Raw genomic sequence first — 13,022 nt, 5'->3', positions numbered from 1 at the left:
GGCCATAAGTCGCCTGGGCACCGGAAATCGGAGCAACGTGCCCGATCTTGACGACCGTCTCCTGGGCCATGGCAACACCGGCGGCAGCAGCAATGGCAGCCACCATAGTAATTTTCAATTTCATTTGCATAGACAACTCCAAAATTTAAAAAAAATGTGAATTAAATAACTCCACACCCGCCACGATAACGCAATTTCTGCGCCAGAAACATAGGGTAGACACCAAGCCGGTCTGCTAATACCGTATAACTTTTGCTAATGTTCATCTTCCCGCAACGCCATCGCCTCAGCCACGGCTTGTTGCACGACCAGCGCCAGTTCTGCCCGAAGACTCAACTGCAAGGTGTGAAGCTGTTCCGTCATCATGTTGCGAAGCATGGCGTCGGCATCCTCGCGCAAACGCCGATCAAGCACCCGATCGACCCGCTGCATCACGGACTGGATAATTTCCTCAACGTCCGGGCTTGTCGACGGCGCTGCCCTGATCAATGAAGATGGTTCTACCACCTCCGTCAGGGTTGGTACAAAACGAGGCAAATTTCGGGGTATTGTGTTCATCAGTACGACGTTTTCAAAGCCAGATCATGACGTGTGATGGCGTAACCCTGATCGGCATAACTTTTCCAGCGGCTTCGCGCCGACTGACGATCTTCACCCTCCAGACCAACCACCTCAATGACACGCTCAAAGCGCTCAAAACCCTCGGGCACAAGTTGGCCAAGGTTGAGGAGCACCTGCCGGTGGGGCACCGCATGGGTGGATGTTGACAAAATCACGGGCGAAGCGGCAACGACGTATGACTCACTCTCCAGAAAACAATGTGGCACAAAATCAACGGCTGAAAACGTCCAAAGGGCGCGATCCAGTTGCTGCAGCACATCCGGCGAACCTGTCACCACAAGCTTGGCACCACTTGCCACGGCCTTGCGCAGCAAACGGCAGGCATAGGCCACCCGGTCGGGTGCATTGAAGTGAAAGGCCACCTCAGTCATTTGTCATGCCACTTTTTTATTTGGCTAAAGTGAGCAGGTATTCCAGCAGCAGCGCCACAGGACGACCCGTGGCGCCCTTGGCAGTCCCGCTTTTCCAGGCCGTGCCGGCAATATCCAGGTGCGCCCAGGGGAATTTCTCTGTAAATCGCTGCAGGAACTTGGCTGCGGTAATGGCGCCACCCGCGCGCCCTGCCACATTGGCCACATCGGCAAAACTGGTTTTGAGACCTTCGGCGTAATCGTCGTCCAGCGGCAGGCGCCAGCACAAGTCAAGCGAAGACTCCCCGGCCGACACCAGGGCCGCGGCCAACTCATCATCGGCCGAAAAAAGACCACTGCGCACGCCACCAAGCGCAATCACACAGGCGCCGGTCAAGGTGGCAATATCAACCACGGCGCGCGGCTTGAAGCGCTCGGCATAGGTCAACGCATCACACAACACCAAGCGACCCTCGGCATCGGTATTCAAAATTTCAATGGTCTGACCACTCATGCTGGTGACCACGTCGCCGGGTTTGACCGACCGGCCATCGAGCAAATTTTCGCAAGAAGGAATCAAACCAATCACGTTAATCGCGGGCTTGAGCTGCGCTAACGCCAGAAAGACGCCCAGCACACTGGCCGCACCCGACATATCAAACTTCATCTCGTCCATGTCAGCTGCGGGTTTGATGGAAATGCCGCCGCTGTCAAAGGTGATGCCCTTGCCCACCAGGACCGTCGGCGCTGCGGACTTCAGTGCGCCGTCATAGCGCAACACAATGAAGCGCAACGGTTCTTCAGAGCCTTGAGCGACCGCCATGAAAGCGCCCATCCCCAGCTTTTCCACCTGCTTGGGGCCCAGCACTTCACATTTGATATTCGCAAGCTTGGCCAATGAACGCGCGGCATCCGCCAGCCGCGCAGGCGTGGCGTGGTTAGCGGGTCGGTTGGCCCATTCTTTGGCGAACTCAATACCGGCGACTGCGGCCACGGCCCGATCAAAAACCAACTTGAACCCGGATGAATTCGACACGCCGATGACAACGCGCTGGATCACCCGGCCCTCCGGCTTGGACTTGGTCGTGGTAAACACATAGCTGGCTTCGGCGGCGGCGATCACGGCGGCACGCAGTGGCGCTTCTTGCGGCAAGGTGGCAAAACAAATCACGAGCTTTTTGACATTGCCCGCTTTGACCGCCAACACGGCCGCTTTCACGGCCTTGATGACCTCATTGGCTGAGCCTTCCCCAACATGCGCCAACACGGCGCGCGTGCAAGCCGGCCCGGTCGGGCGGTACAAAACCAGCGCTTTGCCGGACTTGCTCTCCAGGTCGCCCGCTTTCAATGCTTGCGCCACCAGCATGGATAAATTGTCTTTTCCCGGCTTGAAGGAGGTAGAGATCAACACAATCAGGGCGTCGCACTTCACCTTGGCTGCACCGTTCAGGTCGAGGGTTTCAAGTTCAAAGTTCATAATCACACTTTTAATCAGTTGAGGACAGAGCTGGCTCACCAGGCGTAGCTGCAGTCGGTCCCGCAAAGTTTCACGATAATTGAAGAGAGCGTTGGCTCGCTTTACGCTGCAGTCTGTCCCACCAAATCGCAACCGATGTTATTCCATTCTTCCATCCGCAAGGAACTGGCGCGCAGTTTTGGTGCGACGCTGATTGTGCTGGCCACGGTGGTCATGACGATGACGCTGATTCGCACCCTGGGACAGGCCTCGCGCGGCAGCTTCAATCCGTCGGACGTGATGCTGGTCATGGGCTACACGGTGCTCGCCTACATGCCGTCCATTTTGACCATGAGCCTGTTCATTGCCATCATTGCCACCTTGTCACGCATGTACCGGGAGAGCGAGATGGTGATCTGGTTCAGCAGCGGCAAAGGGCTGGCGACCTTGCTCGGCCCTTTGTTCCGCTTTGCCTGGCCGGTCTTGCTGATGGTCGCAGCGCTGGCCCTCTTGGTGCTGCCCTGGTCCAACCAGAAGATCCAGACCTTGAAGGCTGAGTACGAAAAACGGGGCGACCTTGAACGCATTGAACCGGGGCAATTTCAGGAGTCAGCGGGTGGGAAGCGGGTATTTTTTGTCGAAAAGGACGCTACCGGCAAGCAAGCCGGCAACAACGTGTTCATCGCGACCAACGAAGACGGCAAGGAGACCATCACGTCCGCTCGCCGCGGCTGGATCGAGACCATTGGACAGGACCGATTCCTGATGCTCAGCAACGGGCAACGTCTGGAGAGCGTGATTGGCACCTCAAGCCTGAAGATCAGCGAATTTGAAGAGTACGGCATCAAGGTCGGCGTGGACATTCTCGCCGACAGCAATTACGTTCCCATCAATACCCGCCCCACCCTTGCCTTGTTTGAAAGCCAGACGCTGCCCAACCTGGCAGAGTTGTCATGGCGACTCGGTTTGATTTTCGCGGCCGTCAATCTCGTGATCATCGCCATTGCCGTGTCGAGCGCCAATCCGCGCGTCGGGCGCAGCGCCAATCTGGTGTTTGCCTTATTTACCTTCGTTTTGTACTACAACTTGTTGAGCCTGGGCCAAAGCTGGATCGCCTCTGGAAAGTTCGGCTTCGGCGCTTTCTTGGCGACCGTGCATGGAGGCGCCTTGGCAGTGGCTATCGTCTGGCTGGCCAAAGGGCATAACAACTGGCGCTGGCGCACTTTGTTGGGCGGGCCACGCCTGGCGAGTTCCACGTTGCGAAAGACACCGACTTGAAAACGATCCGACGCCTGATCTACGGCGAAGTGCTGTATGCGGTGGGCTTCGTCACCCTGGGCTTTCTGTCGCTGTTTTTCTTCTTTGATTTTGTGGAAGAAGTCCAGGCTGTCGGGCGCTACTCGGCCGCTGGCTACCGCATCGTGCAGGCCCTGAGCTTTGTGGCGCTCATGATTCCAAGTCACTTGTACGAGTTGCTGCCTATTGCCGTTCTCATTGGCACTATTTTTGTCATGGCGCGCCTCGCCCAAAGTTCTGAATTCACGATATTGCGCACCAGTGGGCTGGGGCCGTGGCGCGCCTTGCGGGCCTTGCTGCTGCTGGGCCTTGGGTTTGTGCTGTTGACCTTTGCCATTGGCGATTACCTCTCGCCACCGGCAGACCGCGCGGCGCAACTCCTCAAGGCCCGTTACCAGGGCAGCATCACGGTCGGTCAAACCGGTGCCTGGCTGAAAGAACAGCAGACCAACGCGCAATATGCCGTCAACGTCAGCGCCATGGCGCCGGATGGCAGCATGCGCGGCGTGCGGGTTTTCGAATTCAACAACCAGGGTTTCCTGATGTCCACCTTGCAGGCCGAAAGCGCCCACTTTGGAGCCGATGACGCATGGAACCTCAGCCGCGTGAGTCGAACCGAGTTCCCGCCGCGTGGTGCCGACACGGCACGCATTGATCGCGCCCAACTGGACAGCTTCAGGTGGCCCAACCAGATCAGCGCGGAAATGGTGGCGGCTGCACTGCTCAAACCCGAACGCATGAGCACGATTGACCTGTTTCAGTACATCCAGCACTTGCGAGCCAACTCGCAAGTGGCTCAGCGCTACGAAATCGAGTTCTGGAAGAAAGTTTTTTATCCTCTGAGTTGCCTGGTCATGGTGGTGCTCGCCCTGCCCTTTGCCTACCTGCACTTTCGCTCGGGCGGTATTGCCACCTATGTCTTTGGCGGTGTCATGGCGGGCATCAGTTTCTTTTTGCTCAACAACGTCTTTGGCTACATGGGCAACCTGCAAAACTGGCAACCATGGCTAACCGCGGCGCTGCCGGGCATGATCTATTTGCTGCTTTCCCTGACGGCGTTCGGGTGGCTGGTCCTGCGGCGCTGACGTCGGCGCACTGGTCAATGTGAGTGACATCCTGATGCAACCCAATGTGGTGCGCGGCACCATCCTGCTGGCGCACGGCTCGCGTGACCCTTTATGGCGCAAGCCGATTGAAGCGGTGGCCCAGCAGATGCGCGCCGTGGCCCCTGCGGTGCAAGTGCGCTGCGCTTACCTGGAGCTCTCGACTCCCAGTCTGCCCGACAGCGCGACAGAATTGGCAGCCCTGGGTGTCACGTCCATCACGGTGGTCCCGGTCTTTTTTGGCCTCGGCAAGCACACACGAGACGACTTGCCGCTGCTGATGGCGGCGCTGCAGGCCAGCCATCCACAATTGACGTTCGATCTGAAACCAGCGATCGGAGAGGACGCACAAGTCATTGAGTTGATCGCACGAATAGCCCTTTCGTGAGAATTTGGCCTTCTGTGATGCGTTTTTATGCACTTGGGTAGGGCATAATAAATTTCATTCTTAGTTGAAATTCGATATGAACTTACACCAATTCCGCTTTGTGCAAGAGGCAGTCCGGCGCAACCTCAACCTCACTGAGGCCGCCAAGTCGCTACACACCTCCCAGCCAGGCGTCTCCAAAGCCATCATTGAGTTGGAAGAAGAGCTGGGTATTGAAATTTTTGCCCGTCACGGCAAACGCCTCAAGCGCGTGACCGAGCCGGGTCAGCATGTTCTCAAAAGCATCGAGCTCATCATGCGGGAGGTGAGCAATCTCAAACGCATCGGTGAGCAATACAGTGCCGAAGACAGCGGCACCCTGTCGATCGCCACCACCCACACGCAAGCGCGCTATGTGCTGCCGGAACCCGTGGCCAAGCTGCGCCAGGCCTACCCCAAGGTCAATGTCAGCCTGCATCAGGGCTCACCGGACCAGGTGGCCAAGATGCTGATTGACGAAGTGGCCGAGATCGGCATTGCCACTGAATCGCTCGATGGCTATTCCGAGCTGGTGACCTTGCCCTGCTACGAGTGGCAGCATGTGCTGGTATTCCCGGTGGGCCACCCCTTGTGCCTGAAGGAGCACCTGACCCTGGAAGACATTGCCCGCGAGCCCTTGATCACCTACCACCCGTCTTACACCGGACGCACCAAAGTTGACCATGCGTTTGCCATCCGCAAGTTGGAGCCCCGCATTGCGCTGGAGGCCATCGACTCGGACGTGATCAAGACCTATGTGCGCCTGGGCCTGGGCATCGGCATTGCCGCCGAGATGTCGGTGCGCGACGTGGTGGCCGAGGGCGCAAAAAGTGATCTGGTCGTGCGACCAGCGGGGCTTTTGTTCGGCCAGAATGTGGCACGCGTCGCCTTCAAACGTGGCGCCTACCTGCGCAACTTCGTTTACAAATTTGCCGAATTGCTGAGCGACCGGCTGAGCCGTGATCTGGTGGCACGCGCCATGCTGGGTCATGTCGATGACTATGAGTTGTAAGACCTTGCGCGACAGACCGCAGCTTGCGCGTTGTGAGCAAGCTCAGTCCCCAACACTTTAAGCTTGCAGAATAGACCAGCACCCGCAGTCGCTATAAAAAAAATAGCTGCTAACGCATATAGAACGCGGGCTAGAGCCCAATAAGACTCAAAACTCCAAAACCAGACCGCAACATGCCCCTCGACTGGAAAGAAATCGCCAACCGTGCCCGCACTTTTTCCAAAGACTGGAAACACGTCGAACGCGAAGACGCCGATGCCAAGAGCTTCTGGGACGAGTTTTTCGAGGTGTTTGGCATCAAACGCCGCAAGGTCGCCACCTTCGAGAAGCGCGTCAAGAAAATTGACCAGAAAGACGGCTACATCGACCTGCTGTGGAAAGGTACCCTGCTCATCGAGCACAAAAGCCGCGGCAAGGATTTGGTCAAAGCCTTCAAACAGGCCAAAGATTACTTCCCCGGCCTCAAAGCCGACGAAGAGCCGCGCTACATCCTGCTGTGCGACTTCTGGCACTTTGAGCTGCATGACCTGGACGAAGACAAGATTCACCGCTTCACGCTGCCCGAGCTGGACAAGAATCTGCGGCTTTTCTATTTCATTGCAGGGTACCGCAAGCAGCGCATCCGGGTCGAAGAAGCCATCAACCGCGTGGCGGTGGATGCATTGGGTGAGTTGCACGACGCCCTGAAACAGGACGGCTACAGCGGTCACCATCTGGAAGTGTTCCTGGTGCGGCTGCTGTTTTGCCTGTTTGCCGATGACACCGGCATCTTTCAGCCCAAAGACAGCTTCCACGACCTGATTGACTTCCACACCCATGAGGACGGCTCCAACGTCGGCGCGGTGCTTGACACCCTGTTTGTCACGCTCAACAAAGACACGCCCGCGCGCCAGAGCGCGCTGGCCGAACAGTTTGCCCTGTTCCCCTACATCAATGGCCGTCTGTTTGAAGAACGCATTGACCCGCCGTCTTTCACCGCCGCCATGCGCCGCCAGCTCATCACCCTGTGCCAACGCAACTGGGGCAACATCTCGCCCGCCATCTTTGGCGCCATGTTCCAGCGCGTGATCGAATTGGACGCCGCCGAGCGTCGCCGCGAACTGGGCGCGCACTACACCAGTGAAACCAACATCCTCAAGCTGATTCAACCCCTGTTTCTGGACGAACTGCGCTTTGAATTTGAAAAGGTCAAAGGCGATGCGGCCCGCCTGTTTGAGTTTCACAAAAAGCTGCAAACCCTCACCTTTCTTGACCCGGCCTGCGGCTGTGGCAACTTTCTGGTGGTGGCCTACCGCGAACTGCGCAAGCTGGAGTTAGAGGTGATGCGCGCGGCCAGCCACTTTGGCAGCCGCATCGGCCATGTGTTCGACTTTCTCAAGGTCGATGTGGACCAGTTCTACGGCATTGAATACGAAGAATTCCCGGCCCAGGTGGCGCAAGTCGCCATGTGGCTCACCGACCACCAGATGAACGTCGAAGCGGGCACCGAATTTGGCGAACCCATGCTGCGCGTGCCACTCAAACGCAGCGCCCACATCCGCCACGGCAACGCCTTGCGCATTGACTGGGCCGACTTTGTGCCGCCGACCAAACTCAACTACATCTTGGGCAACCCGCCGTTTCGCGGCAAGCACTTGATGAGCGCAGAGCAAAAAGAAGACATGGACACGGTTTGCCAGGGTGTTCGCAACGCAAAAAGCCTGGACTACGTGGCGGGTTGGTACATCAAGGCGGCGCGCTACATCACCACGGCGCCGGACAGCTTTGCCGGCATTGCAGCAAGCGCCAGCCGTGACCGCAAAAAGTTCAAGGACATGAAGTTTGGTGGTGCCCAGTCGGGCTTTGGCGACCTGTTTGGTGACGTGGACCGGGCCGAGACCCTGGCGCGGCGCAAGGTGCGCTGCGGCTTTGTTTCCACCAACAGTATTTCTCAAGGCGAGCAGGCAGGCGTGCTTTGGAACTGGATGCTCCATCAAGGGATGCACATTCAGTTTGCACACCGAACTTTCAAGTGGACGAATGATGCGCCGGGCCGGGCAGCAGTGCATTGCGTCATCGTGGGTTTTGGCGCAGAAAAGCCAACAAAAGCGATGCTGGCAGACTACCCCCTGGTGGACGGCGAGCCTTTCATCTCTAGCGTAAAAGGCATCAGCCCTTATCTGGTCGAAGGCGGGGATTTCGTACTGAGCAACCGCAGCCAGCCGGTCTGCGCTGTCCCAGAAGCGATGTACGGCTCCAAGCCCGCCGATGGCGGACATCTCGTGCTCTCGAATGATGAAAAGGTGGCGCTCCTCAACGCCGAGCCCGCAGCCAAGCCGTTTGTGCGTCCGTTAATCAGTGCAGAAGAATTTTTGCACGGCAAACAGCGCTGGTGCTTGTGGCTAAAGGATGTCAAAGCGACGGAGTTGAAGCAGTTGCCACTGGTGCGCGAGCGCATGGCGCAAGTCACAAAATTCCGGGCGGCCAGCACCAAAGAACAAACCCGCGCACTGGCCGCGTTCCCTGGCTTGTTTGCAGAAGTCCGGCAACCCACGGCGCAGTACATTGCGATTCCAAGACACAGTTCAGAAACCCGCAGCTACATTCCGCTTGGTTTTTGCATATCGACCGAAATCCTGAGTGACTCGTGCACATCGGTGCCAAATGCAACGCTGTATCACTTCGGCGTGCTGATGTCTGCCATGCACATGGCTTGGGTCAAGACCGTTTGCGGGCGTCTTGAAAGTCGCTACCGCTATTCCAACAACATCGTTTACAACAACTTCCCCTGGCCCGACTTTCCCCAAAGTTTCAAGCCAAATCAGCCTCTAGCCCCCGTCAATCATGCACATGCAGCTATCGAAACTGCAGCGCAAGCCGTGCTTGACGCCCGCACCTTGGAAGTGGGCGCCACGCTGGCCGACCTCTACAACCCGCCCATGCCCGCTGCCCTGCTCAAAGCCCACCGCGCCCTCGATGCCGCTGTGGACGCCGCCTACGCTTTGAGCGGCGGCAAAAAAAGCTGGAAGACCGATGCCGAGCGCGTGGCCTTTTTGTTCACGCGTTACGAGGCGCTGACCAGCATGAGCGCTACCGCATGAGCACAGAACTGTTCTCCCGGATCGATGGTGAGGTGGTCGCAGATTGCGACCACCGCAGCAGACAAAGTGCAGGCAGTCACAAACTGTGACCACCTCAGTACACTCAAAACGAATAAACGGGAGACTTGGGCCGATGAGTACCACACCACCTTCTGAAGCGCAGGCTTTGCCCGGCATTGCGTTGTCCATTCGGACCTTGCGCGACCAACGCGCCATTTTGGATTCTGACTTGGCCGCCTTGTATGGCGTGGAAACCAAGCGCTTCAATGAGCAGATCAAACGCAATCTGAACCGCTTTCCCCGAGATTTCATGTTTCAGCTGACTGCGGATGAGATGGAATCTTTAAGGTCGCAATTTGCGACCTTAAACAAGGGCCGTGGGCAACACCGCAAATACCTGCCCTACGCCTTCACGGAGCATGGGGCCATCATGGCTGCCATGGTGTTGGGTAGCGAAAGAGCGGTAGAAGTCTCCGTGCATGTGGTGCGCGCCTTCGTGCAGCTGCGCCAAGCGGCCTCACTCCATAGCGATTTGGCCAAACGCCTGGATGCGCTGGAGCTGAGCACCGAAAGCCTCGAAATGTCCCATGACACCTTTGCCCGCAACACCCGCAACCAGTTACGCCAAGTATTTGATGCCCTGCGCGAACTCACCACACCGCCTGAGCCAGCCAAACGGCCGATCGGCTTCATCACGCCCCAGGACAAGCCGTAAAAAGACCAGTCGATTCACGCACGAACCGCAAACCGCAACCCCATGAAATGAGCCAACCATGAAAACCCCACCGCTCCAATCCAAACTGCCCAACGTTGGCACCACCATTTTCACCGTCATGTCCGCGCTGGCGGCGGAAAAAAATGCCGTCAACCTGGGGCAGGGCTTTCCCGATTTCAATTGCGACCCCAAGCTGGTCGATGTGGTGACCGACGCCATGAAGCAAGGCCTGAACCAGTACCCGCCCATGACCGGCGTGCCGGTATTGCGCGATGCGATTGCGGCCAAAATCCGGGCGCTGCACGGGCGCGACTACAGCGCTGCGAGCGAAATCACCGTCACGGCCGGTGCCACCCAGGCCATCATCACCATCATTCTGGCGATCGTGCACGCGGGCGACGAGGTCATCGTGCTGGAGCCGTGCTACGACAGCTACGTACCCAATAGTGCTCTGGCTGGCGGCGTGCCGGTGCGCGTGCCTTTGACACCGGGCACGTTCCGCCCCGACTTCGACAAAATCGCCGCGGCCATCACGCCGAAAACCCGCGCCATCATCATCAACTCACCGCACAACCCCAGCGGCACGGTGTGGACGGCCAATGAGATGCTGCGTCTGCAGGAAATTCTCGCGCCCACCAACGTCTTGCTGATCAGCGACGAGGTCTACGAGCACATGGTGTTTGACGGCCAGCAACACCAAAGTGCTTCGCGCTTTCCCGGTCTGGCAGCGCGCGCCTTCATCGTCTCCAGCTTCGGCAAAACCTACCATGTGACCGGCTGGAAAGTGGGCTACGTGGCCGCCCCCGCCGCCTTGACCTTGGAGTTTCGCAAGGTGCACCAGTTCAACGTGTTCACCGTCAACACGCCGGTGCAATATGGGCTGGCGACTTACATGGCCGACCCCAAGCCCTATCTGGAACTGCCCGCGTTTTACCAGCACAAGCGCGATCTCTTTCGCGCGGGCTTGGAGCGCACCAAGTTCAAACTGCTGCCCTGCGAAGGCACCTACTTCCAGTCTGTGGACATCTCGGATGTCAGCGAGCTGGGCGAAACCGAGTTTTGCAAATGGCTCACCTCGGAAATTGGCGTGGCCGCTATTCCGCTGTCCGCGTTCTATGGCAATGGCTTTGATCAGCGTGTGGTTCGCTTCTGCTTTGCCAAGAAGGATGAAACGCTGAACGCGGCGCTGCAGCGCCTGCAGGCGCTATAAGAATAGGAGTTATTGTCCTTATTACACGGGGGCTAGAGCCTTGTTTTGTATAAATTTTGGGCTGAAACACGGGTTATTCGCCACCGGCTACGATGATGTCCTGTTCTCGTCAAACAGGAGGCTGCCGTGTCACATGTCATCAAGTCACTCTGCGTCGTTGCCCTGCTGATACTGGCCCCCATGGCTCAAGTTGGCGCCCAAACGGTGCGCCCCGAGGTGGTGGCCTCCGGCCTGCAAAACCCGTGGGCGGTGGCATTCCTGCCCGAAGGCCGCTACCTGGTGACGGAGCGACCGGGGCGCATGCGGGTGATTGAAGCGAACGGCAAAGTGGGTGCCGCGCTGGCCGGCGTACCCACGGTCGCGGCAGGAGGGCAAGGTGGCTTGCTTGACCTGCTGCTGGACGCCGACTTTGCGCGCAATCACACGCTGTTTTTCTGCTTCTCCGAGCCCGGCCAGACCGGCAACAGCACCGCCCTGGCCCGCGCGCGCCTGTCGGACGACCGCACACGGCTGGAAGAGGTCAAGGTCATCTTCAGCCAGAAGCCCAAGGTGGCGAGCAGCCTCCACTTTGGCTGCCGCGTCGTGCAGAGTCAACACGACGGCAAAGCCGACGGCATGCTGTTTCTGACACTGGGCGAACGCTTTGTGCGCAAGGACGACGCACAAAAGCTGGACAACCACTTGGGCAAGATCGTGCGCATCCACAAGGACGGCCGCGTGCCCGCAGACAACCCGTTTGCAGGTCGCAGCGGTGCCCTGCCCGAAATCTGGTCTTACGGCCATCGCAACGTCCAAGGAGCCACCCTTGCCCCCGACGGCACGCTGTGGACGCACGAGCACGGTCCGCAAGGCGGCGACGAAATCAACCTGATTCAGCCCGGCCGCAACTATGGCTGGCCGGTGATCACCTATGGCGAGAACTATGGCGGCGGCCCCATTGGCGCCGGCATCACCGCCAAACAGGGCATGGAGCAGCCCTTGCACTACTGGGCGGCGTCGATAGCCCCTTCGGGCATGGCGTTTCTGACCAGCGAACGTTATGGCCATGCCTGGGTCGGCAACCTGTTTGTCGGCTCGCTGAAGTTTGGCTACCTGGACCGCATCGAGCTGTCAGAGCCGTTCAAAGGAACAGTCGTGCGCGAGCACAAGCTGCTGGCCGATCTGGGTGAACGCATCCGCGATGTGCGCCAGGGGCCGGACGGCTTGCTGTATGTTCTGACGGATGAGGTGCGCGGGCGCTTGATCAGGCTGTTGCCCAATTGAAACAGCGTCAGGTCAGAAGAACTTCAAGCCCTTGAGCATCACGACCAGGATCAACGCCGGTGAGACATAGCGCAGCAAGAAAAACACCGCCTGTGCCAACTTTTGCTTGTGCAGTTGACCGTGGTTGGTCAGTGAGCGGCTGAACTTGTCAACACCCCACACCCAGCCGACAAACAGCGCAATAAAAATGCCCCCGGCGGGCAGGATGATGTTGGACGAGACGAAGTCGAACAAGTCAAACATGGTCATCCCGAACAGCTTGAAGTCAGCCAACGCGCTGTTGCTCAGCGCGCAGCTGGAGCCCAGCACAACCAGCAAGCCAACGGTCAAAAGCGTGGCTTTGGGGCGCGACAGGCCCAAACGCTCGTGCAAGATGACCACCGGCACTTCCATCAGCGACAGCATCGCGCCCGTGGCGGCGATCGCCGCCAACACGAAGAAGACCACCATCAGCGACTGCCCCATCGGGATTTGGGAAAACACCGCCGGAATCGTGATAAAGACCAGTGC

Annotated in this window: 11 protein-coding genes and 2 pseudogenes; 8 read left to right on the top strand and 5 right to left on the bottom strand. The window is 58.3% G+C overall.

Annotation, left to right across the window (positions count from 1 at the left end; genetic code table 11):
- The 4 genes and pseudogenes from WA157_RS13980 to WA157_RS13965 all read right to left on the bottom strand — a co-directional run.
- Nucleotides 1–130 (bottom strand): annotated as a pseudogene (locus WA157_RS13980) (branched-chain amino acid ABC transporter substrate-binding protein); the annotation flags it as partial.
- A gap of 125 nt (nt 131–255) precedes the next feature.
- On the bottom strand, nt 256–558 hold the full coding sequence (locus WA157_RS13975) for a hypothetical protein (RefSeq protein WP_422621541.1): 303 nt from the start codon (nt 556–558) through the stop codon (nt 256–258).
- Complete coding sequence (locus WA157_RS13970) at nt 558–992, bottom strand: DNA polymerase III subunit chi (protein WP_422621540.1); 435 nt, start codon at nt 990–992, stop codon at nt 558–560. The genes WA157_RS13975 and WA157_RS13970 overlap by 1 nt, the downstream gene beginning before the upstream one ends.
- A 16-nt stretch (nt 993–1,008) precedes the next feature.
- Nucleotides 1,009–2,448 (bottom strand): leucyl aminopeptidase, encoded by a 1,440-nt coding sequence (locus WA157_RS13965; protein ID WP_422621539.1) that lies wholly within the window; start codon nt 2,446–2,448, stop codon nt 1,009–1,011.
- Between the two features lie 135 nt (nt 2,449–2,583).
- Between WA157_RS13965 and lptF the strand changes: the two genes are divergently transcribed.
- The 8 genes from lptF to WA157_RS13925 all read left to right on the top strand — a co-directional run bounded on the left by lptF (nt 2,584) and on the right by WA157_RS13925 (nt 12,512).
- On the top strand, nt 2,584–3,705 hold the full coding sequence (gene lptF, locus WA157_RS13960; RefSeq protein ID WP_422621538.1) for an LPS export ABC transporter permease LptF: 1,122 nt from the start codon (nt 2,584–2,586) through the stop codon (nt 3,703–3,705).
- Nucleotides 3,702–4,808 carry an LPS export ABC transporter permease LptG gene (lptG, locus tag WA157_RS13955; protein ID WP_422621537.1) on the top strand — a complete coding sequence of 369 codons (1,107 nt, stop codon included), beginning with the start codon at nt 3,702–3,704 and terminating at the stop codon, nt 4,806–4,808. Before lptF ends, lptG begins: the two co-directional genes overlap by 4 nt.
- A 34-nt stretch (nt 4,809–4,842) precedes the next feature.
- Nucleotides 4,843–5,214 carry a sirohydrochlorin chelatase gene (locus WA157_RS13950; RefSeq protein WP_422621543.1) on the top strand — a complete coding sequence of 124 codons (372 nt, stop codon included), beginning with the start codon at nt 4,843–4,845 and terminating at the stop codon, nt 5,212–5,214.
- 76 nt (nt 5,215–5,290) lie between these two features.
- Nucleotides 5,291–6,244: a CysB family HTH-type transcriptional regulator gene (locus WA157_RS13945; protein WP_422621536.1), complete on the top strand. Its 954-nt coding sequence runs from the start codon at nt 5,291–5,293 to the stop codon at nt 6,242–6,244.
- A gap of 173 nt (nt 6,245–6,417) precedes the next feature.
- Nucleotides 6,418–9,324 carry a class I SAM-dependent DNA methyltransferase gene (locus tag WA157_RS13940; protein ID WP_422621535.1) on the top strand — a complete coding sequence of 969 codons (2,907 nt, stop codon included), beginning with the start codon at nt 6,418–6,420 and terminating at the stop codon, nt 9,322–9,324.
- A gap of 133 nt (nt 9,325–9,457) precedes the next feature.
- Nucleotides 9,458–10,039 carry an ORF6N domain-containing protein gene (locus WA157_RS13935; protein ID WP_422621534.1) on the top strand — a complete coding sequence of 194 codons (582 nt, stop codon included), beginning with the start codon at nt 9,458–9,460 and terminating at the stop codon, nt 10,037–10,039.
- A 58-nt stretch (nt 10,040–10,097) separates the two neighbouring features.
- Nucleotides 10,098–11,249: a pyridoxal phosphate-dependent aminotransferase gene (locus WA157_RS13930; protein ID WP_422621533.1), complete on the top strand. Its 1,152-nt coding sequence runs from the start codon at nt 10,098–10,100 to the stop codon at nt 11,247–11,249.
- A gap of 180 nt (nt 11,250–11,429) precedes the next feature.
- The gene (locus tag WA157_RS13925; protein ID WP_422621542.1) at nt 11,430–12,512 is read left to right on the top strand and encodes a PQQ-dependent sugar dehydrogenase; all 1,083 of its coding nucleotides are present in this window, start codon (nt 11,430–11,432) and stop codon (nt 12,510–12,512) included.
- A 12-nt stretch (nt 12,513–12,524) separates the two neighbouring features.
- On the opposite strand, the pseudogene WA157_RS13920 reads toward WA157_RS13925, so the two are convergent.
- Nucleotides 12,525–13,022: pseudogene (locus WA157_RS13920) on the bottom strand (sodium-dependent transporter); the annotation flags it as partial.

The organism is Rhodoferax ferrireducens (genome assembly GCF_049302455.1).
In the GTDB taxonomy this organism is placed as follows: Bacteria; Pseudomonadota; Gammaproteobacteria; order Burkholderiales; family Burkholderiaceae_C; genus Rhodoferax; species Rhodoferax ferrireducens_B.
Note: the sequence above shows the minus strand (reverse complement) of the source record. Positions and strands in the feature narration are given on the sequence as shown.

Excerpts from the sequence above, each read along its gene's own strand:
- WA157_RS13975 (WP_422621541.1), bottom strand. The coding sequence starts at position 558 with ATGAACACAATACCCCGAAATTTGCCTCGTTTTGTACCAACCCTGACG.
- WA157_RS13970 (WP_422621540.1), bottom strand. The coding sequence starts at position 992 with ATGACTGAGGTGGCCTTTCACTTCAATGCACCCGACCGGGTGGCCTAT.
- WA157_RS13965 (WP_422621539.1), bottom strand. The coding sequence starts at position 2,448 with ATGAACTTTGAACTTGAAACCCTCGACCTGAACGGTGCAGCCAAGGTG.
- lptF (WP_422621538.1), top strand. The coding sequence starts at position 2,584 with ATGTTATTCCATTCTTCCATCCGCAAGGAACTGGCGCGCAGTTTTGGT.
- WA157_RS13950 (WP_422621543.1), top strand. The coding sequence starts at position 4,843 with ATGCAACCCAATGTGGTGCGCGGCACCATCCTGCTGGCGCACGGCTCG.
- WA157_RS13945 (WP_422621536.1), top strand. The coding sequence starts at position 5,291 with ATGAACTTACACCAATTCCGCTTTGTGCAAGAGGCAGTCCGGCGCAAC.
- WA157_RS13940 (WP_422621535.1), top strand. The coding sequence starts at position 6,418 with ATGCCCCTCGACTGGAAAGAAATCGCCAACCGTGCCCGCACTTTTTCC.
- WA157_RS13935 (WP_422621534.1), top strand. The coding sequence starts at position 9,458 with ATGAGTACCACACCACCTTCTGAAGCGCAGGCTTTGCCCGGCATTGCG.
- WA157_RS13930 (WP_422621533.1), top strand. The coding sequence starts at position 10,098 with ATGAAAACCCCACCGCTCCAATCCAAACTGCCCAACGTTGGCACCACC.
- WA157_RS13925 (WP_422621542.1), top strand. The coding sequence starts at position 11,430 with ATGGCTCAAGTTGGCGCCCAAACGGTGCGCCCCGAGGTGGTGGCCTCC.